Source organism: Flavobacterium sp. CG_23.5, assembly GCF_017875765.1.
Lineage (GTDB): Bacteria > Bacteroidota > Bacteroidia > Flavobacteriales > Flavobacteriaceae > Flavobacterium.
Window position 1 is genome coordinate 2,456,422 of record NZ_JAGGNA010000001.1, and the last position, 26,877, is coordinate 2,483,298.

General features: G+C 34.7%; 27 protein-coding genes and 1 tRNA gene. 21 read left to right on the top strand and 7 right to left on the bottom strand.

What is annotated here, in order from left to right:
- Nucleotides 1-86: 86 nt before the first annotated feature.
- Complete coding sequence (locus H4V97_RS10580) at nt 87-1,016, bottom strand: bifunctional riboflavin kinase/FAD synthetase (protein WP_196850299.1); 930 nt, start codon at nt 1,014-1,016, stop codon at nt 87-89.
- A 218-nt stretch (nt 1,017-1,234) separates the two neighbouring features.
- Here H4V97_RS10580 and H4V97_RS10585 point away from each other — a divergent pair, with 218 nt between their 5' ends.
- Nucleotides 1,235-3,913 (top strand): reprolysin-like metallopeptidase, encoded by a 2,679-nt coding sequence (locus H4V97_RS10585; RefSeq protein WP_209549693.1) that lies wholly within the window; start codon nt 1,235-1,237, stop codon nt 3,911-3,913.
- A 53-nt stretch (nt 3,914-3,966) separates the two neighbouring features.
- On the opposite strand, the gene pth is transcribed toward H4V97_RS10585, so the two are convergent.
- The 3 genes from pth to H4V97_RS10600 form a co-directional block, all read right to left on the bottom strand.
- Nucleotides 3,967-4,641 (bottom strand): aminoacyl-tRNA hydrolase, encoded by a 675-nt coding sequence (gene pth, locus H4V97_RS10590; RefSeq protein ID WP_209549694.1) that lies wholly within the window; start codon nt 4,639-4,641, stop codon nt 3,967-3,969.
- A gap of 465 nt (nt 4,642-5,106) precedes the next feature.
- Nucleotides 5,107-5,718, bottom strand: coding sequence for a 50S ribosomal protein L25/general stress protein Ctc (locus H4V97_RS10595; protein ID WP_196850296.1), 612 nt, complete (start codon nt 5,716-5,718; stop codon nt 5,107-5,109).
- Nucleotides 5,719-5,822: 104 nt separating this feature from the next.
- Entirely contained in the window at nt 5,823-6,764 is a 942-nt protein-coding gene (locus H4V97_RS10600; protein WP_196850295.1) for a ribose-phosphate pyrophosphokinase, read from the bottom strand.
- Between the two features lie 219 nt (nt 6,765-6,983).
- Here H4V97_RS10600 and H4V97_RS10605 point away from each other — a divergent pair.
- Nucleotides 6,984-7,063 (top strand) — tRNA-Leu (locus H4V97_RS10605).
- 204 nt (nt 7,064-7,267) lie between these two features.
- On the opposite strand, the gene H4V97_RS10610 is transcribed toward H4V97_RS10605, so the two are convergent.
- Nucleotides 7,268-7,615: a toxin-antitoxin system YwqK family antitoxin gene (locus H4V97_RS10610; protein WP_196850294.1), complete on the bottom strand. Its 348-nt coding sequence runs from the start codon at nt 7,613-7,615 to the stop codon at nt 7,268-7,270.
- A 228-nt stretch (nt 7,616-7,843) separates the two neighbouring features.
- On the opposite strand from H4V97_RS10610, the gene aspS reads away from it, so the two are divergent.
- The 18 genes from aspS to H4V97_RS10700 all read left to right on the top strand — a co-directional run bounded on the left by aspS (nt 7,844) and on the right by H4V97_RS10700 (nt 24,398).
- Nucleotides 7,844-9,595, top strand: a complete 1,752-nt coding sequence (aspS, locus tag H4V97_RS10615; protein ID WP_196850293.1) for an aspartate--tRNA ligase — start codon at nt 7,844-7,846, stop codon at nt 9,593-9,595.
- Between the two features lie 126 nt (nt 9,596-9,721).
- On the top strand, nt 9,722-9,916 hold the full coding sequence (locus H4V97_RS10620; protein WP_007137066.1) for a cold-shock protein: 195 nt from the start codon (nt 9,722-9,724) through the stop codon (nt 9,914-9,916).
- Between the two features lie 245 nt (nt 9,917-10,161).
- The gene (locus H4V97_RS10625) at nt 10,162-10,527 is read left to right on the top strand and encodes an NADH-quinone oxidoreductase subunit A (protein WP_196850292.1); all 366 of its coding nucleotides are present in this window, start codon (nt 10,162-10,164) and stop codon (nt 10,525-10,527) included.
- Between the two features lie 125 nt (nt 10,528-10,652).
- Nucleotides 10,653-11,201 carry an NADH-quinone oxidoreductase subunit B gene (locus H4V97_RS10630; RefSeq protein WP_196850291.1) on the top strand — a complete coding sequence of 183 codons (549 nt, stop codon included), beginning with the start codon at nt 10,653-10,655 and terminating at the stop codon, nt 11,199-11,201.
- Nucleotides 11,202-11,204: 3 nt separating this feature from the next.
- Complete coding sequence (locus H4V97_RS10635; protein WP_196850290.1) at nt 11,205-11,726, top strand: NADH-quinone oxidoreductase subunit C; 522 nt, start codon at nt 11,205-11,207, stop codon at nt 11,724-11,726.
- A 33-nt stretch (nt 11,727-11,759) separates the two neighbouring features.
- Complete coding sequence (locus H4V97_RS10640; protein ID WP_209549695.1) at nt 11,760-12,998, top strand: NADH-quinone oxidoreductase subunit D; 1,239 nt, start codon at nt 11,760-11,762, stop codon at nt 12,996-12,998.
- Between the two features lie 80 nt (nt 12,999-13,078).
- A complete protein-coding gene (locus H4V97_RS10645; protein ID WP_209549696.1) occupies nt 13,079-13,609 on the top strand; it encodes a complex I 24 kDa subunit family protein in 531 nt (176 codons plus the stop codon).
- Nucleotide 13,610: 1 nt separating this feature from the next.
- Nucleotides 13,611-14,978: an NADH-quinone oxidoreductase subunit NuoF gene (gene nuoF, locus H4V97_RS10650; protein WP_209549697.1), complete on the top strand. Its 1,368-nt coding sequence runs from the start codon at nt 13,611-13,613 to the stop codon at nt 14,976-14,978.
- 18 nt (nt 14,979-14,996) lie between these two features.
- Nucleotides 14,997-16,046, top strand: coding sequence for a 2Fe-2S iron-sulfur cluster-binding protein (locus H4V97_RS10655; protein WP_196850286.1), 1,050 nt, complete (start codon nt 14,997-14,999; stop codon nt 16,044-16,046).
- Nucleotides 16,039-17,091, top strand: coding sequence for an NADH-quinone oxidoreductase subunit NuoH (gene nuoH, locus H4V97_RS10660; RefSeq protein ID WP_209549698.1), 1,053 nt, complete (start codon nt 16,039-16,041; stop codon nt 17,089-17,091). The genes H4V97_RS10655 and nuoH overlap by 8 nt, the downstream gene beginning before the upstream one ends.
- 140 nt (nt 17,092-17,231) lie before the next feature.
- On the top strand, nt 17,232-17,750 hold the full coding sequence (locus H4V97_RS10665; protein ID WP_209549699.1) for an ORF6N domain-containing protein: 519 nt from the start codon (nt 17,232-17,234) through the stop codon (nt 17,748-17,750).
- 138 nt (nt 17,751-17,888) lie between these two features.
- Nucleotides 17,889-18,434, top strand: coding sequence for a NuoI/complex I 23 kDa subunit family protein (locus H4V97_RS10670; protein ID WP_196850284.1), 546 nt, complete (start codon nt 17,889-17,891; stop codon nt 18,432-18,434).
- Nucleotides 18,434-18,973: an NADH-quinone oxidoreductase subunit J gene (locus H4V97_RS10675; RefSeq protein WP_196850283.1), complete on the top strand. Its 540-nt coding sequence runs from the start codon at nt 18,434-18,436 to the stop codon at nt 18,971-18,973. Before H4V97_RS10670 ends, H4V97_RS10675 begins: the two co-directional genes overlap by 1 nt.
- Before the next feature lies 1 nt (nt 18,974).
- Nucleotides 18,975-19,295, top strand: coding sequence for an NADH-quinone oxidoreductase subunit NuoK (gene nuoK, locus H4V97_RS10680; RefSeq protein WP_073205053.1), 321 nt, complete (start codon nt 18,975-18,977; stop codon nt 19,293-19,295).
- 6 nt (nt 19,296-19,301) lie between these two features.
- Nucleotides 19,302-21,197 (top strand): NADH-quinone oxidoreductase subunit L, encoded by a 1,896-nt coding sequence (gene nuoL / locus H4V97_RS10685; RefSeq protein WP_209549700.1) that lies wholly within the window; start codon nt 19,302-19,304, stop codon nt 21,195-21,197.
- A gap of 9 nt (nt 21,198-21,206) precedes the next feature.
- Complete coding sequence (locus H4V97_RS10690) at nt 21,207-22,649, top strand: NuoM family protein (RefSeq protein WP_209549701.1); 1,443 nt, start codon at nt 21,207-21,209, stop codon at nt 22,647-22,649.
- A gap of 12 nt (nt 22,650-22,661) precedes the next feature.
- On the top strand, nt 22,662-24,032 hold the full coding sequence (locus H4V97_RS10695; protein ID WP_209549702.1) for an NADH-quinone oxidoreductase subunit N: 1,371 nt from the start codon (nt 22,662-22,664) through the stop codon (nt 24,030-24,032).
- A 129-nt stretch (nt 24,033-24,161) separates the two neighbouring features.
- Nucleotides 24,162-24,398 carry a CDGSH iron-sulfur domain-containing protein gene (locus H4V97_RS10700; RefSeq protein ID WP_196850278.1) on the top strand — a complete coding sequence of 79 codons (237 nt, stop codon included), beginning with the start codon at nt 24,162-24,164 and terminating at the stop codon, nt 24,396-24,398.
- Nucleotides 24,399-24,482: 84 nt separating this feature from the next.
- Here H4V97_RS10700 and H4V97_RS10705 read toward each other — a convergent pair whose 3' ends face one another.
- On the bottom strand, nt 24,483-24,953 hold the full coding sequence (locus H4V97_RS10705; protein WP_196850277.1) for a hypothetical protein: 471 nt from the start codon (nt 24,951-24,953) through the stop codon (nt 24,483-24,485).
- Nucleotides 24,954-25,150: 197 nt separating this feature from the next.
- The gene (locus H4V97_RS10710; protein WP_196850276.1) at nt 25,151-25,744 is read right to left on the bottom strand and encodes a hypothetical protein; all 594 of its coding nucleotides are present in this window, start codon (nt 25,742-25,744) and stop codon (nt 25,151-25,153) included.
- Nucleotides 25,745-25,930: 186 nt separating this feature from the next.
- Here H4V97_RS10710 and H4V97_RS10715 point away from each other — a divergent pair, with 186 nt between their 5' ends.
- Nucleotides 25,931-26,803, top strand: coding sequence for an AraC family transcriptional regulator (locus H4V97_RS10715; protein WP_209549703.1), 873 nt, complete (start codon nt 25,931-25,933; stop codon nt 26,801-26,803).
- The last annotated feature ends 74 nt before the right edge of the window (nt 26,804-26,877 follow it).

The window sequence follows — 26,877 nt, forward strand, 5'->3', positions numbered from 1 at the left end:
TCTGTATGATAAACATCACATTATGTCAAATTTACAGAAAATATAGTAATATTTCGTAAAATGTGTTAAAAGAATTTTCACTAAAATTATAGCTGGTTCAAATAAGTGTTTGCGGTTGTTGCATCTTTTTGCAATTGTTCTCGTAAAAGAGAAACAGATTCAAATTTTTGTTCTGAACGAATTCTTTTTAAAATAGAAACGGTGATTTCTTGACCATACAAATCTTCATTAAAGTCAAAATAATTGACTTCTATCGTTTGATTTTGACCATTAACAGTGGGATTGAAACCAATGTTCATCATTCCGAAAACAGTTTTATTATTGATTAGGCTTTTCACAATATAAACTCCATTTTGTGGAATAAGTTTGTAATCTTCTTCAACTTTTAAGTTGGCAGTTGGAAAACCTATCGTTCTGCCTAATTGTTTTCCTTTAACAATGATTCCGGTCAAGAAATACTCATATCCTAAATATTCATTTGCCAAAACCATGTCTCCTTGTAATAATGCCTTTCTAATCTTGGTCGAACTTACGGAAATCTCATTTATTTCCTGAACTGATATTTGTTCCACTTCGAAACCATATTGTTCTCCAAAAGCGATCAAATCTTGAATATCTGCAGTGCGATTTCTTCCAAAACGATGGTCATGACCAATAATTATTTTTTGAATGTGAAATCGATCAACTAAAATAGTACTGACAAATTCCTCTGCTGTCAGTCTGGAAAATTGTTCGTCAAAAGGATGGATAACAAGGTTCTCAATTCCAATTTGGTTTAACAAATCTATTTTTTCGTCAATGGTGTTGAGTAATTTTATATCGGAATGTTCCTGTAAAACCATTCTGGGATGAGGAAAGAAAGTAAGAACCAGACTTTCATAAGTACCGTTTTGTGATTTTTGAATTATTTTTTCCAGAATTTTTCTATGCCCAATATGAACTCCATCAAAAGTTCCTAAAGTTAAGATTGTTTTTTTTGTGGAAGCGAAATCGTTTATGGAATGAAAAATCTTCAAAGCAATTGTTTTTATAATGCTGCAAATTTATACTATCTATTTTAAATGCAACCGCTAATGGAATTGATTTTCGATAGAATTTGGCATAGAATTTTCAAAAAAGTCTTTAAAAACAAAAAATCATCGGTTCGAATGTATTAATTCTTTTAAATTATTAAGCTTTGGACTAATACATTAACATAAATGGTTTAATTTTGACGTTTAAATATTTTTTGGCCATGAAAAAAACTATACTATTACTGATGATTGTAGTTGTTAGTTCAACAATCCACGCTCAAAACGACTCTCCTTGGAAAAAAGTGGACCAGAACAAGCTGTCCATCTCAAATCGAAATGGTGTTAAGCCAAATCTCGATAATAAATTGTTATTTTCTTTAGATGAGGTGGCGATGAAGCAGTCATTGCTTCCGTTGCAGGATAAAATAGCGAAAGGAAATAGAATTACGATACTAATTCCGAACAAAAAAGGAGTCTTAGAACAGTTCTTAGTGTGGGAATCTTCTAATTTTGCACCAGAATTGCAAGCTAAATATCCCGATATTAGAGCGTATGCGGGAGTTGGTATCACAGACAAAAAAGCCTCGATAAATTTTAGTTTCTCTCCAAATGGGATTCAAACCATGGTTTTAAGAGCTGATGAAGGTTCTGAATTTATAGAACCATATCCTGAGAACAAGAGTATGTACGTGCTTTTTGATTCTAAAAACAGAAATAGAGGAGATTTGCCTTTTAGTTGTACAACTGAAGATAAGGCTTTGAGCAAGGAACTGCTAAATAAAGCGAGCAAAATATCAGCCAATAATAGAGTTTTTAAAACCTTAAGACTTGCTTTGTCCTGCACTGGAGAGTATGCTACATATTTTGGAGGAACTGTCACTGGTGCTTTGGCTGGTATGAATAAAACCATGACTAGAGTAAACGGAATCTTAAATAAAGACTTAGCTGTAAAATTAGAAATCATTTCCAATAATGCTTCCATAATGTATACAAATGCAGTTACAGATCCATATTCTGATTCAGCTGCAGGTGTTGGAGGGGCTTGGAATCAAGAATTGCAAGATAATTTAAGCAACGTTATAGGCAATGGTGGGTACGATATAGGTCATTTATTTGGCGCAGCTGGCGGGGGCGGTAACGCGGGTTGTATTGGTTGCGTTTGTGTTAATCCTACATTGGACGTGCCCTTAGGTAAAGGAAGTGCTTTTACATCGCCAAGTGATTCAAAACCGGAAGGAGATACCTTTGATATTGATTTTGTAGCTCATGAAATGGGACATCAATTAGGTGCAAATCATACTTTTTCTTATAGTATTGAAGACACTGGGGTAAGTGTAGAACCCGGAAGTGGATCAACTATTATGGGTTATGCCGGAATTACCACTGATTATGATGTTCAACCTAATTCAGATGATTATTTTGCATATGCCAGTATTAATCAAATCCAGACGAATCTTTTAACCAAAACATGTCCAGTAAGTACAATAACGACAAATAGTCCTCCTGTTATTGATGCAGGCCTTGATTGGACAATTCCTTATGGCACTCCATTTATTTTAAAAGGTACTGGGTCTGACATTAATGGTGATGTATTGACTTATTGCTGGGAAGAAAATGATTCTGCTACTACGCAAAGTGGAGCGAACAGTACAGCAATACCTACTAAACCTAACGGTCCATTATTTAGGTCAATCTTGCCTAGCAGCTCTAAAATTAGATACATGCCTGCCTACAGTTCCGTATTGTCTAATAAATTAACCACAATATGGGAATCGGTTGCTACAGTAGCAAGAACATTACATTTTACTTTGACCGGAAGAGACAATGCTGCACAAGGCAATGCACAAACCAATACCGATGAAATGATCGTAAATGTTAGTGGAACGGTAGGTCCATTTGCCGTTACTTCACAAAACACCGATAATTTAAGTTGGTTTCAAGGTGCCTCACAAACGGTAACTTGGAGTGTAAACGGTTCAGCTGCTTTGACCGGATCTTCTACGGTAAATATCAAACTTTCTACTGATGGTGGTTTGACTTTTCCAACTACTTTGGTTGGGGCCACGCCCAATGATGGTTCTCAAACGATCACCGTACCAAATATTACAGAAAAAAATTGTAGAATTTTGATTGAGCCAACGGGGAATATATTTTATGCTTTAAACAGCAAAGCTTTTGCTATTGGATATTCGGTAACTTCTTCTTGTAATACATATACTTTCAATGCTCCTTTTGCAATACCGGAATCTGCAAGTTACACAACAAGAGCGATTACTGTTCCTGCTTCCACTGGCGCAATAGCTAACGTAAGTTTGGCTGTTGGTTTTACTCACTCCTATTTGTCAGATGTACAAATTGATGTTGTCGGCCCACAAGGTCCAACCGTAAAATTGTTTGAAAGAAGTTGTGGAACCACTAGTAATACATTACTATTGAATTATGATGATCAAGGCAACGCACTTTCTTGTAGCGAAACTGCAGTTCAAAATGTAACTCCCTACGAGCCTTTAGCAGTTTTTAATGGACAAAACCCCGCGGGAGTTTGGACTTTCAGAATTCGTGATGCGTTCAAAGGGGATGTCGGAACCTTAAATTCAGCATCGATAACTATTTGCACGCAAACCTATACGCTTGCGGCGCCTGAATTTGAAATCAATGATTTTGTTTTATATCCAAATCCCAACAAAGGAAATTTTAATGTACAGTTTACAAGTAAATCTTCTACTGGAATAAAAGTCCTTGTTAATGATTTGTTGGGCAGAAAAATATTTGAAAAAGAGTTTGAAAACAACGCTAATTTCAACGAAAATATTCAATTAAAAAATGCGCAAGCGGGTATTTATTTATTGACAGTTTTGGATGGAGAACGAAAACAAATTAAGAAAATAGTGGTCGAATAAATAAAAACAGTACATAACCAAAAAGGGAAACATGAGTTCATGTTTCCCTTTTTTTATTTCCCGTTAAATGCCGTCATGGTATTTTCTAATCCGGCAGTCCCGAAAGATTTTATAATCTCCGAAGCTACTTCCAGTCTTTCCGGAAGTGCAGTTTTTTCAGCATCATCCCACTCTCCAAGTACGTAATCGATTTGTTTTCCTTTTTTGAATTCGTCGCTAATTCCAAAACGAAATCGAGCATAGTTTTGAGTATTTAAAACCAAATTGATATTTTTGAGTCCGTTGTGACCGCCGTCGCTTCCTTTAGATCTAATGCGAATACTTCCAAAAGAAAGATTCAAATCATCGGCAATGATTAAGATGTTTTCCAGCGGAATTTTCTCTTTCTCCATCCAATATTGTACCGCTTTACCGCTCAAATTCATATAAGTGTTGGGTTTGAGGAGTAGAAGTGTTCTTCCTTTAAATTTGTATTCGGCAAGGGAACCCAGTTTTACGGTTTCGAAATTGACTCCTTCTTTTCGGGCTAGGAAATCGACTACTTTAAAACCGATGTTGTGTCGGGTGTTTACATATTCGGCACCAATGTTGCCGAGTCCAACTATTAAAAATTTATTACTCACGTTTTTTATATTGTTTTTTTGGTGTTCGTGAACCTCCGGTTTCATATAATCTGTATTGTCTTCTATTTTCTTTGATGAAAACAGGTTGTATATCCATTTTATCATGCTGCAAAAGTAAACTTAATTAGATAATTAGTCAATTAGATAATTTGGTATTAGTGAAATATTTTATGTTTTTGCCTAAAATGTATTTCTTCCTTGTTTTTCATAAAAGGTTTTGGTTTTTTAATCTTTGTCAAAGTTCGAAACTTTGACAAAGATGCCTTTTTTTGTGTCGCTACGATATTTGAAATTGTCTTGACCAAACTAAATGTTCTAAACTAGCCGTGATTGAAATGGAAATCCTTTTTATCTCGTTGTCAAAACGAGATGAAAAGATTGCAATGGAAAGCGGGACAACTGCTGTGGTAAAACGAGGGTTTGTGCTCCTAATTATTAAGGATGGGAAATAAATTCAAGAATGCGAAACGAGTTCAAGAATGGGGAAAAATCCCGATTGCTTTCGGGACAGATTAAATAAAAAAAGCACCAGTTTTACAACTGATGCTTTTAAATTTGATGGAAAAAAGATTATTTTTTCTTTCCTTTTACTGGAGCTTTCGCTGCTTTGGCTGCTTCTTGAGCTGCTTTCATAGCGGCACGAGAGATTCTTACTTGAGCAACAACAGTGTTGTCAGGGTGAATCAATTTGTAGTTGTCGTTTGCTAATTTAGTAACGTACAATTTGTTCCCCATTTCAAGTGGAGTAATGTCAGCTTCAATAAAATCTGGAAGATTTTTTGGTAAAGCTTTTACTTTAAGTTTACGAGTGTTCAAACGTAAAACACCACCTGCAAGAACACCTTTAGAGGTTCCAACAACTTTAACAGGAACTTCCATAGTGATTTCCTTGTCATCAAATAATTGAAAGAAGTCAATGTGTAAAATCTTGTCAGACACCGGGTGAACCTGGATGTCTTGTAAAATTGCGTTAAATGATTTTCCTTTTCCAAGATCGATCTCAACTGTGTGAGCGTTTGGAGTGTAAACCAAGTTTTTGAAAGCCATAACTTCTGCTGAGAAATGAACTGCCTGATTTCCTCCGTATAATACGCAAGGAACCAATCCAGCATTACGTAGGGCTTTAGTCGCAACTTTACCCACGCTTTCTCTTTCTGATCCTTTAATTGTAATCGATTTCATTGTAAAAAAAATATAGTTATTAAATAATATTACTTGTTAATTGCTTTAAGCGTTAGGACATGAAGGCTTTCGACTTTATGACTTACAACTTTAAGACTTGTGTATTACATTATAAACTTCCCACTAATGGAATTGTTGTGGTGTACCATGTGCATAACTTCTGCAAAAAGTGGTGCACAACTCAACACTCTTATTTTGTTTGATTCTTTCTTCAACGGAATAGAATCGGTAACTATTAATTCTAATAATTTAGAATTCTCTATTTTTTCGTAGGCATCTCCTGATAAAATAGCGTGGGTGCAAATTGCTCTTACGCTTAATGCTCCTTTTTCGATCATTAAGTCAGCGGCTTTCGCCAAAGTTCCTCCGGTATCAATCATGTCATCTACTAAGATCACGTTTTTACCTCTTACCTCACCAATCAATTCCATGGTGTCGATAATATTGGCTTCTTTTCTTTGTTTGTAACAAATAACCACATCAGATTCTAAAAATTTAGAATAGGCATACGCTCTTTTGGAACCACCCATATCTGGAGAAGCAATCGTTAAATTATCTAATCCTAAACTTTTTACATAAGGTAAAAAGATAGTCGATGCAAAAAGATGATCTACTGGTTTTTCAAAGAAGCCTTGAATTTGATCTGCGTGCAAATCCATTGTCATTACTCTAGTAGCTCCAGCAGCGTCCAATAAATTAGCTACTAATTTTGCTCCTATCGGCACTCTTGGCTTGTCTTTTCTATCTTGTCGCGCCCAACCAAAGTAAGGTATTACTGCAGTTATGTGTCGAGCCGAAGCGCGTTTTGCTGCATCAATCATAAGTAACAATTCCATCAAATTATCTGCGGTAGGAAAAGTTGAACAAACAATAAAAACCCGTAATCCTCTGATTGACTCTTCATAAGAAGGTTGAAATTCACCGTCGCTGTATTTCGACATGCTTATTTTCCCTAACGGAATTCCGTATTGTTCCGCTATTTTTTCAGCAAGATATACACTTTGTGAACAAGCAAAAATTTTAGCTTCTGGTTCTAGGTGTGACATTTAATTTGTTGTTTTGTAGTTAGTTGTGTGTTGTGTTTTTAACGAGGTGCAAATTTATAAAATTTATTCAACTCTGAAAGGAAAAAATTAAGTATTTTTAGTTGAACATTTAATATTATTTTTTACATTTGCACCGTGTTAAAGGAATTGATGGTTGATTTAAACATAATCACATCTTTTATTGCGTTGAAATAACTGTCGTTATTTCATGTCTGCTAAGCCCGGATGGCGGAATTGGTAGACGCGCTGGTCTCAAACACCTGTGGGAAACCGTGCCGGTTCGACTCCGGCTCCGGGTACAAAAACCGCTTCGAAAGAAGCGGTTTTTTTTGGTTTAACATAAATCGTATTGGTTGATTCTATTGCTTTAATAGCTATTAATTTCTTGATTTTAAAAAAGCAGAGCCACTAATTTTTATTAGTGGCTCTGCTTTTGTGGATTGTATTTATAAATGCGAATAACTTAAAGGTATGTTTTCTTTGCGTTTATTATTGGATATGTGTTAATCAACATTCGCAATGCTTTCTCGTTTCCAAGTTTTTACGGAAGCAATTTGGCTTTTGGAATAATCTACTTCGCTTAAATTGTTATCATTCCAAAAAAACCATTTCCCAGTTTTAATTCCTTTATCATAAAACCCCGATGATTTTTTACTTCCATCCTCATTGTAAGAAACCCAAAATCCTTCTAGTTTTCCGTTTTCAAAGAAACCTTCTTGTTGCATTTGACCATTTTCATAAAAATAAGTCGCTTTTACTTTTTTACCGAAAGGTTCAAGAACTGGTTTTGATTCTTGAGCAAATAGTATTCCTGTGAATAATATTGCAACTAAAATTACATAATTTTTCATATCGTTAGTTTTTAATGTTTTACATATTTATTCTTCAAAATTATAAAATATTTTACAATTACAACACATTTACATAACAATTTAATAACATTGAATAAAAACTTAACATTGGAAAGAAACGGAAACTATATATATGTACTAAATATTTACTATTCTCAATTCATTATTCATAATTAGTCTTAAATTTGCACCCGCCCCCAAAGGGCTAAATAATCTAAAATTTGGATCATGTATAGAAGTCATAACTGTGGCGAATTGAATGCCTCACATATTAATACAGAAGTTACACTTGCCGGTTGGGTTCAGAAATCTCGCGATAAGGGATTTATGAATTGGGTCGATTTACGTGATCGATATGGAATTACACAATTAATATTTGACGAAGGGCGTTCAAAAAAAGAAGTATTTGAATTAGCAAAAACTTTGGGTCGTGAATTCGTTATTCAGGTAAAAGGAACTGTTATTGAGCGTGAAGCCAAAAACAAAAACATGGCCACGGGTGATATCGAAATTTTAGTTACTGAATTGAATATTCTTAATGCATCGCTTACGCCTCCTTTTACAATTGAGGACGAGACCGATGGTGGTGAAGATATCAGAATGAAATACCGTTACCTTGACATTAGAAGAAATCCTGTAAAAAACAGTTTGCTTTTTCGTCACAAAGTAGCTATGGAAGTTAGAAAATATCTTTCGGATTTAGATTTTTGTGAAGTGGAAACGCCTTACTTGATAAAATCTACTCCGGAAGGAGCCAGAGATTTTGTTGTTCCTTCTCGAATGAATGAAGGACAGTTTTATGCTTTACCGCAATCACCACAAACTTTCAAACAATTATTGATGGTAGGTGGAATGGATAAATATTTCCAAATCGTGAAATGTTTCCGTGATGAAGATTTACGTGCAGACAGACAGCCTGAATTCACACAAATCGATTGTGAAATGGCTTTCGTGGAACAAGAAGATATATTAAATATTTTTGAAGGCTTGACAAGACATTTACTAAAAGAAATAAAAGGTATCGAATTAGATAAATTCCCAAGAATGACCTATGAGCATGCGATGAAAACATACGGTAATGACAAACCAGATATTCGTTTCGGAATGGAATTCGGAGAGTTGAATGAAGTAGCAAAAAGCAAAGATTTCCCTGTATTTAATGCGGCTGAATTAGTGGTGGGAATTGCTGTTCCAGGAGTTGGTAACTACACTCGTAAAGAAATAGATGGATTAATTGACTGGGTTAAGCGTCCTCAAGTGGGTGCATCAGGAATGGTGTACGTGAAATGTAATGAAGACGGGACCTATAAATCATCCGTAGATAAATTTTACGACCAGGCTGATTTAAGCAATTGGGCAAAAACAACTGGAGCTTTGCCGGGAGATATGATTTTTGTTCTTTCGGGACCGGCTGACAAAACCCGTTCTCAGTTAAGTGCTTTGCGTATGGAAGTGGCGACACGATTAGGTTTGAGAAAACCAACGGAATTTGCACCACTTTGGGTTGTTGATTTTCCGTTATTGGAATTTGATGAAGAAAGTGGTCGTTATCATGCGATGCATCATCCTTTTACTTCTCCAAAACCAGAAGACATGCATTTATTGGAGACTGATCCAGGAAAAGTTCGGGCCAATGCCTACGATATGGTTTTGAATGGTAATGAAATTGGTGGTGGTTCTATTCGTATTCACGATAAAGCAACACAACAATTGATGTTTAAATATTTAGGTTTCACCGAAGAGGGAGCTAAAGCACAATTTGGATTCCTGATGGATGCTTTCCAGTTTGGTGCGCCACCACATGGAGGATTAGCTTTTGGATTGGATAGATTGGTAGCTATTCTTGGGGGACAAGAGACTATTCGTGATTTTATTGCTTTTCCAAAAAATAATTCCGGAAGAGATGTAATGATTGACGCGCCATCAATAATTGATGAATCACAATTAAATGAGCTGCATATTAAATTAGACATTCTGTAGTTTGTCGATAAAATTTGTTAGAAAACGTTGAATATCAATATTTTTACAAAAAAAAAATAGAATAGTATCTTTCGTATTACATTAAAGATTACATTTGCTCCATTATAAATTATTATTACTATTACAATGCGTACAGGTACAGTTAAATTTTTCAATGAATCTAAAGGTTACGGATTCATTACAGACGAAGAAACAGGAAAAGACATTTTTGTTCATGCATCAGGAATCAACGCGGAAGAATTGCGCGAAGGTGACAGAGTTAGCTATGAAGAAGAAGAAGGAAGAAAAGGAAAAGTTGCTGCGAAAGTAGCAGTTATCTAAGCAGAAAAATTTATTTTTTTGTTAAGAATGTTTAAAACGTTTCGATTTATTTCGAAACGTTTTTTTTATTTTTACTAGTTTGGGAAGTAGCTGAGGAGAATTTAACAACAAATTGCCTTATTTATAATCAATAAAAATTAGTTAACAATTGTATTTTCGTTTAAACTAAAAATTGTTTTAAACTTGTGTTTTAAATACTTGAAACCTATCTTTGTGGCTTATTCTCATTCATAAATATACGTAATATGCAATCCGATCAATTTAATTATATCCCAATTTTAATGCAGTTCATTTTGGCTGTGGGATTTGTAGTTGGTACAATTATAGTTTCTGGAAAATTAGGTCCTAAAAGATCGTCGGAAATCAAAGATAAAAACTTCGAATGCGGTATAGAATCTGTTGGAAACGCTAGAATTCCATTTTCAGTAAAATATTTTCTTGTAGCTATATTATTTGTTTTGTTCGATGTTGAGGTAATCTTTCTTTATCCTTGGGCAATCAATTTCAAGGAGTTAGGAATGGAAGGAATGGTTAAGATGGTGATTTTTATGCTATTGCTTTTGGTAGGTTTTTTCTACATTATCAAAAAGAAAGCCTTAGAGTGGGAATAAAAGGATTTACGATTTGAGATTTATGATTTACGATTTCTCAAATTGATAAATATTGATTTTTAAAATTGAATTAATTTTTTAGACTTTAAAAGTTTGAAATTCTAATTCTAAAATCTAAAATTAAAATGAGTGATTCAAATATAAAAATGGTTGAGCCGCCAGAAGGTGTTGTTGGGGAAGGTTTCTTCGCTACAAAACTGAATGATGTTGTGGGAATGGCTCGTGCTAATTCATTATGGCCATTGCCTTTTGCAACCTCTTGTTGTGGAATTGAATTTATGGCAACAATGGCTTCGCATTACGATTTGGCACGTTTTGGTTCTGAGCGAGTGAGTTTTTCTCCTCGTCAAGCGGATATGTTAATGGTAATGGGAACAATTTCGAAAAAAATGGCGCCAATTTTACGTCAGGTTTATGAGCAAATGTCAGAACCTCGCTGGGTTATCGCTGTTGGTGCTTGTGCTTGTTCAGGTGGTATTTTTGATACCTATTCTGTTTTACAAGGGATAGATAAAGTAATTCCGGTAGATGTTTATGTTCCTGGATGTCCTCCTAGACCAGAACAAATAGTTGATGGCGTTATGAAATTGCAAGAATTAGTAAGAAGCGAATCTGTGCGAAGAAGAAGTTCTCCTGAATATCAAGAATTATTAGCGTCTTATAATATCAAATAAATAATGGCTTTAGAAACGATACAAATTCAAGATAAACTAACGGAAACATTTGGAGAAAATGTTTCTCATTACAATCAAGAAAAAGACATTTTTTCATTTGAAGTGGCAGCTGATAACATCACTGCGGTAATTCTTTTTTTGAAAAACGATCCAGAATTGCGTTTTCATTTTTTAACTGATTTATGTGGTGTTCATTATCCAGATAATGAAGTAAATAGACAATTTGCGGTGGTTTATCATTTGCACAATTGGTATGAAAACAAACGTATAAAAATCAAAGCGTTTATTGATGGCGAAAAGCCTCAAATTAGAACCATATCTAATATTTTCTTAAGTTCGAATTGGATGGAAAGAGAAACATTTGATTTTTATGGTATAGATTTTATTGGACATCCACAATTGAAACGTATTTTGAATATGGATGAAATGATTTCTTTTCCAATGCGAAAAGAATTTCCAATGGAAGACAGCGGAAGAACGGATAAAGATGACCGTTTCTTTGGAAGAACGACCGACAATTATTAAATAAAAACTATTATAATTTTTCACATTAAATAAATGTCAGAACTATTATTACCACCAGAGCATCGATATGCTAAAAGAATTGCAGCCCAACTAAACGAAGACGGAAGCGAGCTTTCGATTCTTAATTTAGGGCCTACGCACCCAGCGACTCATGGTATTTTCCAAAATATTTTGTTGATGGATGGAGAAAGAATTCTAGAAGCGGAGCCAACCATTGGTTACATTCACAGAGCTTTCGAAAAAATCGCTGAAAACCGTCCTTTTTACCAAATCACACCTCTTACTGATAGAATGAACTACTGTTCATCACCTATAAACAATATGGGTTGGTGGATGACATTAGAAAAATTGTTAGATATTGAAGTTCCAAAAAGAGCGCAATATTTAAGAGTAATTGTAATGGAGTTGGCGAGAATCACAGATCATATCATCTGTAATTCCATTCTTGGTGTGGATACCGGAGCTTATACCGGATTTTTATATGTGTTCCAATTTAGAGAAAAAGTGTACGAGATTTACGAAGAAATTTGTGGAGCGCGCTTGACTACTAATATGGGAAGAATTGGTGGTTTCGAAAGAGATTGGTCACCTAAAGCATTTGAATTATTAAACACATTTTTAACAGATTTTCCTGCTGCTTGGAAAGAATTTGAAAACTTATTCGAAAGAAACAGAATTTTTATTGACAGAACTGTAAATGTTGGTGCTATCACTGCTGAACAAGCAATGGCTTACGGGTTTACAGGTCCAAATTTACGCGCGGCCGGTGTTGATTATGATGTTCGTGTTGCGCAACCGTATTCCTCTTACGAAGATTTTGACTTTATTATTCCTGTTGGAAAATCAGGCGATACGTACGACCGTTTTTGTGTTCGTAATGCCGAAGTTTGGGAGAGTTTGAGTATCATTCGTCAAGCATTGGAAAAAATGCCGGAAGGAAATGACTTTCATGCTGATGTTCCTGATTATTATCTTCCTCCAAAAGAAGATGTTTACCATAATATGGAATCCTTAATTTATCACTTCAAAATTGTAATGGGAGAAGTTCCTGTTCCAGTTGCTGAAATATATCATCCTGTTGAAGGTGGAAACGGAGAACTAGGTTTTTATTTAGTTACTGACGGAAGCCGTACTCCTTACAGATTGCATTTCCGTAGACCTTGTTTTATTTATTACCAAGCGTATCCAGAAATGATAAAAGGATCATTGCTCTCGGATGCGATTGTTATCTTGTCGAGTTTAAATGTTATAGCCGGAGAATTGGACGCATAAAAATTAAGATTGCAGAATACAGATTTAAGAAGGCGGATTGAAAAATCCAAAATCCAAAATCTAAAATCTAAAATTAAAGAATGGAAAGAACCTATCACAAACAAGAAATAAATATAACCGAAGCATTGATGAGTCGCATCAATGAGTTAATCAGTCATTATCCTGAAGATAAAAGAAAATCGGCTTTGTTGCCTGTTTTACATGAAGTTCAAGATGCTCACGAGAATTGGTTGAGTATCGAATTGATGGATAAAGTAGCCGAAATTATTCAAATTAAGCCAATCGAGGTATATGAAGTTGTTTCGTTTTATACGATGTACAACCAAAGACCAATTGGGAAATACATGTTCGAATTTTGCCAAACTTCCCCATGTTGTTTGAATGGAGTGGAGGATTTAATGGTTTATACCTGTGAGAAATTAGGTGTAAAAGTGGGTGAACCTACTCCCGATGGTTTATTTGAAGTGAGAGGAGTTGAATGTTTAGGCGCTTGTGGTTACGCTCCAATGATGCAATTAGGCGATTTTTATAAAGAACATTTGACGGCTGCAAAAATCGACCAGTTAATTGAAGATTGCAAAAACGATACAATACTATTACACGATAAATAATATGTCACAAAAAATATTATTAGACAAAATAAATATTCCAGGAATTAAAACCTACGAAGTATACCGTCAAAACGGTGGTTATGCTTCAGTAGAAAAAGCCCTAAAAACATTAACACCGGACGAAGTGGTCGAAGAAGTGAAAACTTCAGGATTGCGTGGTCGTGGTGGTGCAGGTTTCCCGGCAGGAATGAAATGGAGTTTTATTGATAAAAAATCAGGAAAACCAAGACATTTAGTTTGTAACGCCGATGAATCAGAACCAGGAACTTTCAAAGACCGTTATTTGATGGAATTTATTCCTCATTTATTGATTGAAGGAATGATTACTTCCAGTTATGCTTTGGGTGCAAACCTATCCTACATCTACATTCGTGGAGAGTACATGTGGGTTTATAAAATATTAGAAAGAGCCATAAATGAAGCAAAAGCTGCCGGATTTTTGGGTAAAAATATATTGGGTTCAGGTTACGATTTAGAACTTTATGTTCATTGTGGTGCCGGAGCTTACATTTGTGGTGAAGAAACAGCCTTGATTGAATCATTGGAAGGAAAAAGAGGAAATCCTCGTATCAAGCCACCATTTCCTGCGATTTCAGGACTTTGGGCAAATCCAACGGTTGTGAATAACGTAGAGACTATTGCCGCTGTGCCTTGGATTGTAAACAATTCGGGTGCGGAATATGCTAAAATTGGTATTGGTCGTTCAACAGGAACCAAATTGATTTCGGCTTCAGGGCATATCAAAAACCCTGGTGTTTACGAAATTGAATTGGGTTTGAGTGTTTATGAATTCATGAATTCTGATGAATATTTAGGTGGGATGAGTTCTGACAGACCTTTGAAAGCTTTTGTACCGGGAGGAAGTTCTGTTCCCGTTTTACCTGCGCATTTAATTTATAAAACGGCAAACGGTGAAGATCGTTTAATGTCATACGAATCGTTAAGTGACGGTGGATTTGCAACGGGTTCTATGTTGGGATCAGGTGGATTTATCGTTTATAATGATACGTCTTGTATTGTTCGTAATACTTGGAATTTCTCTCGTTTTTACCATCATGAAAGCTGTGGACAATGTTCTCCATGTCGTGAAGGTACAGGCTGGATGGAAAAAGTATTACACCGAATAGAAAACGGTCACGGTCGTGAAGAAGATATCGATTTGTTGTTGAGTATTCAAAGTAAAATTGAAGGAAATACCATTTGTCCATTAGGTGACGCGGCAGCTTGGCCAGTAGCAGCAGCAATTCGTCATTTTAGAGATGAGTTTGAATACCACATTCGTTTCCCGGAAAAAATAAAAAATAGAGATCATTTCGTTGCGGAACCTTTTGAAAAAGTAAAGCATTTGGTTTCTAAAGTAATCGTATAAAGTCAAGAATTTCAGAAAATGAAAGTAACAATAGACGGACAGTCAATAGAAGTAGAACCAGGAACAACAATCCTACAGGCAGCACGTATGATAGGTGGAGAAGTAGTTCCCCCTGCGATGTGCTATTATTCTAAACTAAAAGGAAGCGGTGGAAAATGCCGTTGTTGTTTAGTGGAAGTTGCAAAAGGAAGTGAAGCCGACCCAAGACCAATGCCAAAATTAATGGCATCTTGTGTAACGGGTTGTATGGACGGAATGGAAGTGAACAGCAAATCTTCGCCAAGGGTAACCGAAGCAAGAAAATCTGTAACAGAGTTTTTATTGATCAATCACCCATTAGATTGTCCTGTTTGTGACCAAGCTGGTGAATGTGATTTGCAAAATTTAAGCTTTGAACACGGGAAATCAGAAACTCGTTTTATAGAAGAAAAAAGAACATTTGAGCCTGAAAACATTGGTGATAACATTCAATTACACATGAATCGTTGTATCCTTTGCTATCGTTGCGTTATGGTTGCAGATCAATTGACTGACGATCGCGTGCACGGTGTAATGGATAGAGGAGATCATTCAAATATATCGACTTGTATTTCTAAGGCAATCGACAACGAGTTCTCTGGAAATATGATTGACGTATGCCCTGTAGGAGCATTGACGGATAAAACGTTTAGATTTAAATCTAGAGTTTGGTTCAGCAAGCCTTATAATGCACACAGAAATTGTCCTACTTGTTCTGGAAAAACTACAGTTTGGATGTTTGGTGATGAAATCCAGCGTGTTACCGGAAGAAAAGACGAATACCATGAAGTAGATGAATTTATTTGTAATGGATGTCGTTTTGATCACAAAGAAATTTCAGATTGGACCATTGAAGGACCGAGAGCATTCGAAAAAGATTCGGTTATCAACCAAAATAAATACAACAGAAAATTAGAGAAAGTTGAAATCGCTACCGAAGAACATATTCTTCTTGGTAGAGAGGAAGACCGTAAGAAAATTAGTATGGCCGAAATTCCATTGACCGAAGAAGATATTATAAATCAAAAAAGTTTGGGCAATAATGGATAGTACTATTATAATAGAGAAAAGCATCATTATTGTAGCAGTTTTTGCTTTGACAATGTTGATGGCAATGTATTCCACTTGGGCTGAACGAAAAGTTGCCGCTTGGCTTCAAGATCGTGTTGGTCCTAACAGAGCGGGTCCTTTTGGATTGTTTCAACCGCTTGCCGATGGTTTAAAATTATTCTCGAAAGAGGAATTTGAACCGAATACACCAAACAGATTTTTGTTTTTTGTAGGTCCGGCAATTGCAATGAGTACGGCATTAATGACTAGCGCCGTGATTCCTTGGGGAGACAGGTTACACTTGTTTGGAAGAGATATTTTATTGCAAGCTACCGACTTAAATATTGGATTGTTATACTTTTTTGGAGTTGTTTCAGTGGGTGTTTACGGAATCATGATTGGTGGTTGGGCATCAAATAATAAGTTCTCTTTGATGGGAGCGGTTCGTGCTGCTTCGCAAATGGTATCTTATGAAGTTGCCATGGGACTTTCTATGATTGCTTTGTTGATGATGACCGGAACTTTGAGTTTAAGAGAGATTTCGGCACAACAATCAGGGATGAATTGGAATGTTTTTTATCAGCCATTATCTTTTATTATATTTTTAATTTGTGCTTTTGCAGAAACGAATAGAACTCCTTTCGACTTAGCGGAATGCGAAAGTGAATTGATTGGAGGGTATCACACGGAATATTCATCGATGAAAATGGGATTCTATTTATTTGCTGAATATGCGAATATGTTTATCTCATCCACAATTTTAGCTGTTTTATTCTTTGGAGGATATAATTATCCTGGAATGAGTTGGGTAGTTGAAAATTGGGGTGTAAATATTGCTAATGTTATGGGATTTGGTGCTTTGTTTATCAAATTATGCGGGTTTATATTTTTCTACATGTGGGTTCGTTGGACCATTCCAAGATTCAGATACGATCAGTTGATGCATTTGGGTTGGAGAATATTAATTCCATTGTCAATCATTAATATCATAATTACCGGAATTGTAATTTTGCGAGCAGATATTGCTACTTATTTAGGGTTCTAGCCCCCTAACCCCCAAAGGGGGAATTAGGAATAGGAATAAAAAATAAGTGGTCGCAATTTGCGACCACCTCAAAATAAAAATAGATTTACATTTAAAAATAGAGATATTGCAAAATGCGATACCTTAAATAAGTAAACAAGATGAATAAAATTATTATTCCAAATGAAGTAATAACAAATAAAATCTATTTTATTAGAGAGCAAAAAGTGATGCTTGATAAAGATATAGCTGAACTTTATGGTGTTGAGACAAAGAGGGTTAATGAACAGATTAAAAGAAATATTTCAAGGTTTCCTGAAAATTTTATGTTTCAATTAACTGAAAATGAATTTCAAAACTTGAAGTCGCAAATTGCGACTTCAAGTTGGGGAGGAACACGAAAATTACCATATGTTTTTACAGAACACGGTGTTTTGCAATTAGCAAATGTGGTGAAAAGTGAAAGAGCAACCCAAATGAGCATTAAAATTATTGAAATATTCGTTAGTTTGCGAGAGTTTCTGAATGATAATTTGAGTACAAAATTAGAGATTGAGGAGATAAAGAAAAAGTTAATCAATCACGATAAGAATATTGAATTGGTTTTTAATTATGTGGATGAATTAATTGAAAAACAAGACAGCAAGGTGGAAAGAATAAAGATTGGTTATAAAAATTAAAATTCGAGTTCAACATAAAATTCAATAAATACCCGAATGCCTAGCCCTGATAGCAGTGGAAATCCTTATATGTTTTTTCTTTAAAAACATATAAGATTGAAACGGATAGCAGGATTAAGCTTAAAATAAAAATAAAAAATGTCAATAGAAAGTATATCCTTATCGGGAAGAAAAAAGCAAGTCTCTAACAAGGAGATGACTTTTTGGGAAAGAATGTATCTTGTTGCGATTGTCAAAGGTTTGATAATTACGATTCAGCATTTATTCACCAGAAAAGTTACGATTCAATATCCAGAACAAGTGCGGGAGATGAGTCCTGTTTATCGCGGTCAACACCAGTTGAAACGGGATGAACAAGGTCGTGAAAACTGTACCGCCTGTGGTTTATGTGCCTTGTCTTGCCCTGCAGAAGCTATTACCATGACGGCTGAAGAACGCAGAGCAGATGAAAAACATTTATATAGAGAAGAAAAATATGCTTCGATATATGAGATTAATATGTTGCGTTGTATCTTCTGTGGATTGTGTGAAGAAGCGTGTCCGAAAGATGCGATTTATTTAACTACATCGAAAGTATTGGTTCCTTCCAGTTATGAAAGAGAAGATTTTATTTTTGGAAAAGATAAATTGGTCATGCCTTTAGATATCGCAATGAAAAATGCTCAATTAAAAAACGCTAATTAATGATACACATACCTGATTTTGCAAATGCAACAACGATACAAATTATATTTTGTGTTTTAGCATTTATAACATTAATAACGGCATTTTTGACCATTTTTAGTAAAAACCCAATCCATAGCGCCATTTATTTAGTGATCTGTTTTTTCTCGATTGCGGGTCATTATCTATTGTTGAATGCGCAATTCCTGGCAATAGTTCACATTATTGTTTACTCCGGTGCGATTATGATTCTGTTTTTATTCACCATTATGTTGATGAATTTAAATGAGCAAAAAGAAGTTCACAGACCTAGGATTACAAGACTGGGTGCCATTGTTTCTTTTTGTTTGATCTGTTTAGTTTTGATCACGATTTTTATCAACTCAAAACCTATTGTTGGTGAATACACTTCAACGGGCGAAGATTACCAATCTATAAAAGTATTGGGAAAAATACTCCTAAACGAATATATGGTTCCTTTTGAATTTGCTTCTATATTACTTTTGGTTGCAATGATTGGTACTGTTTTATTGTCTAAAAAAGAAAAATTAGAAAAGTAATATGAACAATATTTTAAACCAAATTGGTATTGAAAATTATATATTCCTTAGCGTAATACTTTTTTGTATTGGCGTTTTTGGGGTGTTATACAGACGAAATGCGATTATCGTATTTATGTCAATCGAAATAATGCTGAATGCAGTGAATCTTTTGTTCGTAGCATTTTCTACTTATCATCAAGATGCGCAAGGACAAGTTTTTGTGTTTTTCTCGATGGCAGTGGCCGCTGCTGAAGTTGCTGTTGGATTAGCCATATTAGTTTCAATATTTAGAAATTTAGGCTCAATTACTATCGATAATCTAAAAAACTTAAAAGGATAAATTTCAATGGATACCAATTTAGCTTTAGTCTTATTATTTGCTCCTTTTTTAGGATTTTTACTAAATGTTTTCTTCGGAAAGACTTTAGGAAAATCGCTGTCTGGCATTATTGGAACCCTTTCTGTTGCGGTTTCTTTTGTTGTAACACTTTATTTTTTCTTTCAAATAAACCAAACCAAACAAGCCATCAGTATTGATTTGTTTGATTGGATTCAAATCAGCAATTTCAAAGTAAGTTTCGGTTTTCTTTTAGATCAATTATCGATTTTATGGTTGCTATTTGTAACTGGGATTGGATCTTTGATTCACTTATATTCGATCAGCTATATGCATGATGATAAGAAAGTGCATTCCTTTTTTGCTTATCTTAATCTGTTTGTGTTTTTCATGATCACTTTGGTAATTGGAAGTAACTTACTAGTAATGTTCATTGGTTGGGAAGGCGTTGGTCTTTGTTCGTATTTGTTAATTGGATTTTGGTATAAAAACCAAGAATTTAATGATGCAGCAAAGAAAGCATTCATCATGAACAGAATTGGTGATTTAGGTTTGTTGATTGGGATTTTTATTTTGGGAATGTTATTCTCGACTTTAGATTTTGCTACATTAAAAACAGCGATTGCCGGTACAACTTCTTTAAATAATTATTGGATTGGATTAGCTGCTTTTGCTTTATTTATAGGAGCTTGTGGAAAATCAGCACAAATACCTTTGTACACTTGGTTACCGGATGCAATGGCGGGTCCAACACCTGTTTCAGCATTGATTCACGCTGCGACAATGGTTACTGCGGGTATATTCATGATTACGAGATTAAACTTTTTATACAGCCTTGATTTGCCAAGTATGCATTTGGTGAATACTATTATCGCCATTGTCGGGGCAGTTACTGCTTTGGTAGCCGCTACAATTGGATTGGTTCAAAATGACATTAAAAAAGTATTGGCTTATTCTACTGTTTCACAATTGGGATTAATGTTCTTAGCTTTAGGTTTAGGAGCTTACGAAGTTGCCGTTTTCCATGTAATCACACACGCTTTCTTTAAAGCTTGTTTGTTCTTGGGTTCGGGATCTGTAATTCACGCTTTGGACGGAGAACAAGACATGCGAAAAATGGGCGGTTTGAAAAAAGCAATGCCAATTACTTTTATCACGATGTTAATCGCTTCATTAGCAATTTCTGGAGTTCCATTATTTTCTGGATTTTTCTCGAAAGATGAAATTTTGTTAGTGGCTTTTGAACATTCAATTCCGCTTTGGGCTATTGGTTCTATAGCTTCTATAATGACTGCTTTCTATATGTTTAGATTAATGTTTTTAACTTTCTTCAATGACTTTAGAGGAACAGACGAACAAAAACATCATTTGCATGAAAGCCCATCATTAATCACTTTTCCTTTAATAGTTTTAGCTATTTTGGCAACTATTGGTGGTTTGATTAGTTTACCGGGGAACAGTTGGTTGAATGACTATTTAACTCCAATTTTACCAAGTTTAGCGAATGCAGAACATCATTTAGGTACTACTGAATATATCTTGATGGCTATTGCTGTTGTTGGCGGATTAGTGGGAATTGGTCTGGCTTATGCCAAATACATCAAGCAAAATACAGTTCCGAGTGAAGATGCTGCAATTACAGGCCTTTCTAAAGTACTTTACAACAAATATTATGTAGATGAATTCTACAATTACTTATTCGTAAAATCAGTTAATGAATTGTCCAAATTTTTCAGGGATGATGTTGAAACTGCATTGTCAGCTTTGGTTTTTGGATTTGGAAAAGTAACCAACGAAATAAGTTTTCAAGGGAAAAAAATACAAAATGGAAGTATTGGTCTTTACTTTTTAGCTTTCGTTTTAGGACTTTGTGCCATTGTTTCTTATTTATTTTTAGCTCAATAATCATATACTATGAATGTATCTCTAATATTAATTATACTTTTTGTTGGTGCCTTTGCCACTTTTCTTTCAGGCGATAAACTAGCTTCAAAAGTAGCGTTGTTCTTTGGCTTGGCTGCTGCAGGCTGTTCGATTGTTTTGTTGAATCATTATAATTTAGGTGAAAACATTAGTTTCGTTTGCCAATGGATTTCAAAGCCAAATATTTCGTTTGCGTTAAAAGCTGACGGGCTTTCTATGGCAATGCTTTTATTGACTACGGTATTGACTCCTATCATCATTTTCTCTTCTTTTGGAAATGACTATAAAAATTCTAAATCATTTTATGCGTTAATCCTCTTCATGTCATTTGCTATGGCGGGAACCTTTTTAGCATCGGATGGTCTTTTATATTATATTTTCTGGGAATTATCTCTTATACCTATTTACTTCATTGCGTTAATTTGGGGAAATGGAGATGCGGAAGAACGTAAAAAAGCAGTTGTTAAATTCTTTATTTATACGCTTGCAGGTTCTTTGTTCATGCTTGTGGCTTTTGTTTATTTGTATCAAAAAGCAGGAAGCTTTTTAATTGAAGATTTATATAAAGTAAATTTATCTGCAACTGAACAATTATGGATATTTTTGGCTTTCTTCTTGGCGTATGCCATCAAAATTCCATTAATTCCTTTCCATACTTGGCAGGCAAATGTGTATCAAAAAGCACCTACTGTTGGAACCATGCTTTTATCAGGTATCATGTTAAAAATGGGATTGTACAGCGTTATTCGTTGGCAATTACCGCTTGCTCCACTTGCAGCGAAAGAATATATGTTTATTTTTATTGCCATTGGAATTGCGGGAGTAATCTACGGTTCAATCGTGGCATTGAGACAAAAGGATTTAAAGAAATTATTAGCCTATTCTTCTCTTGCTCACGTAGGATTAATTGCTGCAGGAACGTATACATTAACATTAGACGGATTTCGTGGAGCTGTTTTACAAATGATTGCGCACGGTTTTGTAGTGGTTGGTTTGTTTTTTGTTGCTGAAATTATTTTCAGAAGATATGAAACTAGAGTAATTGCTGAAATGGGAGGGATTCGTTCTCAGACACCAAAGTTCACTTCGATGTTTTTAATCTTGGTTTTGGCGTCGGTTGCGTTGCCTTCTACTTTTAACTTTGTTGGAGAATTTACCGTTTTATACAGCCTTTCTCAAATCAATATATGGTTTGCCATTTTAGGGGGTACCACAATAATCTTGGGAGCTTATTATATGTTGAAAATGTTTCAACATGCGATGTTAGGTGAAACTAATTCGAAAATATTCGCAGATGTAACCATCAACGAAGGAATAACTTTGGTAATTGTCATTTCTGTTTTATTCTTTTTTGGGATGTATCCAAAACCAATTACAGATTTGATAACACCAAGTCTTCAAGAAATTTTAACTCAAATTAATAGAATTAACTAGTCAAATAAAACAATGAATACATTAATAGCTATAATAGGATTAGGTGTTTTATGCCTTTTATTTGAAATATTTAATTTAAGAAAAGCCATTGTGCCTATAACAATCATTGGGTTGTTGGGGGTTCTTGGTCTAACCATATCTGAATTTAATTCAACAGAAAGTTACTATAACAATATGATTGTTGTGAGTAAATTTTCAAGTACGTTTTCCTGTTTGTTTATTGTACTTACTATATTCTTGGTTGCTTTAGGTCATAATTTTTACGAAAATCATCAATCTAAAATTTCTGATTTCATCGCCATAAAAATTTTCCTATTGTCAGGAGCTGTTGCAATGGTTTCCTTCGGAAACTTAGCGATGTTCTTTTTAGGAATAGAAGTATTGTCGATTTCACTGTACATTCTTGCAGCAAGCGATCGAATGAACTTAAAAAGTAACGAGGCGGGAATGAAGTATTTCCTTATGGGATCTTTTGCTTCAGGAATTATTTTGTTTGGTATTTGTATGATTTATGGTGCCATGGGAAGTTTTGATGTTTCCGAAATTAGCGCATTATCACAATCCGCTGAATTGCCGGTTTGGTTTCCTATCGGGGTTGTTTTGGTAACCATTGGAATGTTATTTAAAATTGCTGCAGTTCCTTTTCATTTCTGGGCACCGGACGTTTACGAAGGTTCTCCTGCATTGACAACAGCATTGATGAGTACTCTTGCAAAAGTAGTGGCAATGGCGACATTATACAAACTGCTATCAGTTATGAATGCTGATGTTTCAGAAGCATTTAAAATAATTGTAGTTGTGATATCTATGGCTTCAATGACGGTTGGTAATATTATGGCATTGCGACAAACTAACGTGAAACGTATGCTTGCTTTTTCAGGTATTTCTCATGCTGGATTTATGTTGATGACTTTGTTAAGTCTTTCCACATCTGCAGGAAGTTTATTGTATTATGCTTCGGCATATTCCTTATCTGGAATTGCTGCCTTTTGTGTGATTTTATACGTTTGCAAAAATAGAAATAACGAAGATATTACTAACTTCCATGGACTGGGAAAAACTAATCCATTGTTAGCAGCTATTCTTACTGCAGCTTTACTTTCAATGGCTGGTATTCCAATTTTCGCTGGATTCTTCGCTAAATTGGTTTTGTTCAATCAAACGATTCAGGCAGGTTATTTAGCACTAGTAATTGTTGCGGTTATCAACTCAATTATAAGCGTTGGATACTATTTTAAATTGATTTTGGCGATGTATTCTAAAGAACCAAATGAAGAAAGAAAAGGAACACCATTTTTAATTTACGCGGTTGCAATTCTAGCGATTGTTTTGAATATCGCATTAGGTTTGTTTCCGTCCTTAGTATTGGATTTATTAGCATAATATCTTTTCAGTAATTTATAGAAGAACCAGCAAGAGCAATCTTGATGGTTTTTTAATTTACAGATGTTCGTTTTTATTATTTAGAAGAAAATTGTCTTTACATTTGGAGTTAATTTTAAAACTGATTCAATGAGTACACCAAAAAGAGCAGGCGACGCGCCAATAAAAATGACATTAGAAGGAGGGAAAACATACGGCTGGTGCACTTGTGGGCATGCAGAAAACCAACCGATGTGCAATGGAGCTCACAAAACTGAAGGAGGATCTCCATTGAGATTTTCAGAAGAAGAAACCAAAGAGGTTTATTTATGTGCCTGCAAGCAAACAAAAAACCCGCCATATTGCGACGGTTCTCACAATAATTAATTATTGGATATTGTTCCTTACTCCATTCAAAATTTTAATAATCAGGTTGGAGTAAGGAATTTTTTCTATCTAAATTGAAAGTTGCTATTCGTTATTTTCTTTTTCTATTGCTTTCTTCTTAGCTCTTCGTCTTTTCAACCATTCATAACTCATAATAGTTTGGGCATAAAAGAAAAAATCTGCACAGAGTTTACCAACTATAACTCCCAAAATTGGACTTCCAATCCATATAGGAGCCGAATACATAAAAAATGGACGAATAAACAAAGCATCAGTGATAGCCGAAGGACCAAATTCAATCAATAGACCCGTTATTTCCTGTTGTAAAATTTTGAGAGTTAAGATTAGATTTTTTGTTTTACTTTCTTTCAATCTAAAATATAAAACGGTAGCGTAAAAAGCCAGGTATTCAGACCAGGTTATCATAAAAGCTTCTACAACCTTGTTGATGTGTAAGAATCCGGTGAGAAAAGCCATGAAAATAATCGTAGAACTAGCAGCTAATTCGGGATATTTATAGCGATGAAACCATTCTGTGAATTTCTTCTTTATCATTGGTAATTTATTAGTCCTAATTTTTTGGAAAGATAGTAAGAAACAGAAGATTTGATCATTTATCAATGGAATTCATGAAATTAATGTGAGTCGTGCTTTCTTTTTTTAATTGGTATATTTTTTTTGTTAAAAGGAAAGCAAAAAAAAACCAGCTCCAAAAAGTGGAACTGGCTTAAACTATTAGGTTTGCTTAATTGTTATTTGGCCGCAGCGATTTTTTCAAATACTTTATTGTCATACGTCATTATAAAAGCGTATTTATCATTTGGAAAGTTTTTAATATCAAAAAACTTAGCCACATTCTGTTCTTGTAACACAGTAGTAGCATAGACCTCCGTTCCGTCTTCAGTATAAATTTTAATGCTCACTGGAGACTTATCTAAATTTAATACACTTATTGATACTAAACCGTTTTTGTTCAAAAATACTGGCTTGTACACTTCGGAAATTGCTTTAGAGGTTAAAGTAGCCGTTTTACCAACAACTGAAATTTCATATCTCGCAATTTTCATTTCTGATTCAGCGTCTAGGAAATAAGTTCCTTCGGGTAAGGCATTTAGATCATATGTTCTATTGATTGTGCCGTTTGAAGTTACCTTTTCAGTATGAATTAATTTTTCATTTGCATCATAAATAGATAAATCGATTTTATTTATGTCATTTAAAACAAAAGTTACAGTCTTTCCTTGTTCTTTTTTTACATTAAGTGAAAAATCTATTTCACCTGCACTTACATTCATTGCAGCTAATACTCCTGCTAGTATTAAACTTACTTTTAAAATCTTTTTCATAATTGTAGTTTTTAGATTTATAATAATATTTATCTGTGGTAAATTTACGCTAACACACTGTTGTTGGACGGCACAGGATTTTCCAATTTGTGTTCTATATTACCTTTTACGAAATCGATAGAGGTTAAAAAAGATAATTAAGTGTCTAAATAGGTTAATTTTGTGCTAATTATAAAGCATGTTGTTATGAAAACGATACTTCCTACGTTTGAAATTATAAAACCTTCTTTCGGAAGTTCTTTCTCTTTTTCTAAATATGTAGAGAATGCTAATAGTAAATCTCATTTATGGCACTACCATCCTGAGATAGAGTTGGTATATGTAAACGACGGGTCTGGAAAACGTCAAGTAGGAAGTCATATTTCTTATTACACGGAGGGTGATTTGATATTAATAGGAAGTAATCTGCCGCACTGCGGGTTTACCAATGAACAAACTGGAAATAAAAACGAAACGGTTATCCAGATGAGACCTGATTTCCTAGGAGATGGGTTTTTTGATATTGCTGAAATGAAAAATATTAATAATCTTTTTAGTCAAGCCAAAGCAGGAATTGCCTTTGAAGGCGAAACAAAAAAGAGAATAGGCAGTAAAATAGAAATCATGGACAAACAGTCTCCATTCGAAAGGTTGCTGACTATGTTAGATATTCTTAATGAATTAGAACTATCCGAGGAATTCAAAGTGTTAAATGCTGTAGGGTTTTCTTTGGAAATGCAAATGCAGGATAATGACCGCATCAACATGGTTTTTAATTATGTAAAAGATAATTTTCAAGAACAAATAACTCTAGATGAAGTAGCCGTTTTGGTAAGTATGACGGTGCCTTCTTTTTGCAGGTATTTCAAAAAGATAACTCATAAAACATTCACAAAGTTCGTAAATGAGTATCGTTTAGTGCATGCTTCAAAACTATTGGCAGAAAAACCCGTGAGTATAACTGAAATTTGCTTTGAAAGCGGTTTCAACAACTTTAGCTATTTCAATAAATCATTCAAAGAATTTACTGGAAAAAGCGCTTCACTATATCGTAAGGAATTCCGTTCTGTTCTTAAATGATGTTTCAATGGATTCCCAATAAAAACCTAAATCCAAAACAGCTAAAAACCGAATTGATTATTTTTGCATCACAG

Coding starts and splice junctions, on each gene's coding strand:
- H4V97_RS10585 (WP_209549693.1), top strand. CDS start 1,235: ATGAAAAAAACTATACTATTACTGATGATTGTAGTTGTTAGTTCAACA.
- pth (WP_209549694.1), bottom strand. CDS start 4,641: ATGATAAAATGGATATACAACCTGTTTTCATCAAAGAAAATAGAAGAC.
- H4V97_RS10595 (WP_196850296.1), bottom strand. CDS start 5,718: ATGAAATCGATTACAATTAAAGGATCAGAAAGAGAAAGCGTGGGTAAA.
- H4V97_RS10600 (WP_196850295.1), bottom strand. CDS start 6,764: ATGTCACACCTAGAACCAGAAGCTAAAATTTTTGCTTGTTCACAAAGT.
- H4V97_RS10610 (WP_196850294.1), bottom strand. CDS start 7,615: ATGAAAAATTATGTAATTTTAGTTGCAATATTATTCACAGGAATACTA.
- aspS (WP_196850293.1), top strand. CDS start 7,844: ATGTATAGAAGTCATAACTGTGGCGAATTGAATGCCTCACATATTAAT.
- H4V97_RS10620 (WP_007137066.1), top strand. CDS start 9,722: ATGCGTACAGGTACAGTTAAATTTTTCAATGAATCTAAAGGTTACGGA.
- H4V97_RS10625 (WP_196850292.1), top strand. CDS start 10,162: ATGCAATCCGATCAATTTAATTATATCCCAATTTTAATGCAGTTCATT.
- H4V97_RS10630 (WP_196850291.1), top strand. CDS start 10,653: ATGAGTGATTCAAATATAAAAATGGTTGAGCCGCCAGAAGGTGTTGTT.
- H4V97_RS10635 (WP_196850290.1), top strand. CDS start 11,205: ATGGCTTTAGAAACGATACAAATTCAAGATAAACTAACGGAAACATTT.
- H4V97_RS10640 (WP_209549695.1), top strand. CDS start 11,760: ATGTCAGAACTATTATTACCACCAGAGCATCGATATGCTAAAAGAATT.
- H4V97_RS10645 (WP_209549696.1), top strand. CDS start 13,079: ATGGAAAGAACCTATCACAAACAAGAAATAAATATAACCGAAGCATTG.
- nuoF (WP_209549697.1), top strand. CDS start 13,611: ATGTCACAAAAAATATTATTAGACAAAATAAATATTCCAGGAATTAAA.
- H4V97_RS10655 (WP_196850286.1), top strand. CDS start 14,997: ATGAAAGTAACAATAGACGGACAGTCAATAGAAGTAGAACCAGGAACA.
- nuoH (WP_209549698.1), top strand. CDS start 16,039: ATGGATAGTACTATTATAATAGAGAAAAGCATCATTATTGTAGCAGTT.
- H4V97_RS10665 (WP_209549699.1), top strand. CDS start 17,232: ATGAATAAAATTATTATTCCAAATGAAGTAATAACAAATAAAATCTAT.
- H4V97_RS10670 (WP_196850284.1), top strand. CDS start 17,889: ATGTCAATAGAAAGTATATCCTTATCGGGAAGAAAAAAGCAAGTCTCT.
- H4V97_RS10675 (WP_196850283.1), top strand. CDS start 18,434: ATGATACACATACCTGATTTTGCAAATGCAACAACGATACAAATTATA.
- nuoK (WP_073205053.1), top strand. CDS start 18,975: ATGAACAATATTTTAAACCAAATTGGTATTGAAAATTATATATTCCTT.
- nuoL (WP_209549700.1), top strand. CDS start 19,302: ATGGATACCAATTTAGCTTTAGTCTTATTATTTGCTCCTTTTTTAGGA.
- H4V97_RS10690 (WP_209549701.1), top strand. CDS start 21,207: ATGAATGTATCTCTAATATTAATTATACTTTTTGTTGGTGCCTTTGCC.
- H4V97_RS10695 (WP_209549702.1), top strand. CDS start 22,662: ATGAATACATTAATAGCTATAATAGGATTAGGTGTTTTATGCCTTTTA.
- H4V97_RS10700 (WP_196850278.1), top strand. CDS start 24,162: ATGAGTACACCAAAAAGAGCAGGCGACGCGCCAATAAAAATGACATTA.
- H4V97_RS10705 (WP_196850277.1), bottom strand. CDS start 24,953: ATGATAAAGAAGAAATTCACAGAATGGTTTCATCGCTATAAATATCCC.
- H4V97_RS10710 (WP_196850276.1), bottom strand. CDS start 25,744: ATGAAAAAGATTTTAAAAGTAAGTTTAATACTAGCAGGAGTATTAGCT.
- H4V97_RS10715 (WP_209549703.1), top strand. CDS start 25,931: ATGAAAACGATACTTCCTACGTTTGAAATTATAAAACCTTCTTTCGGA.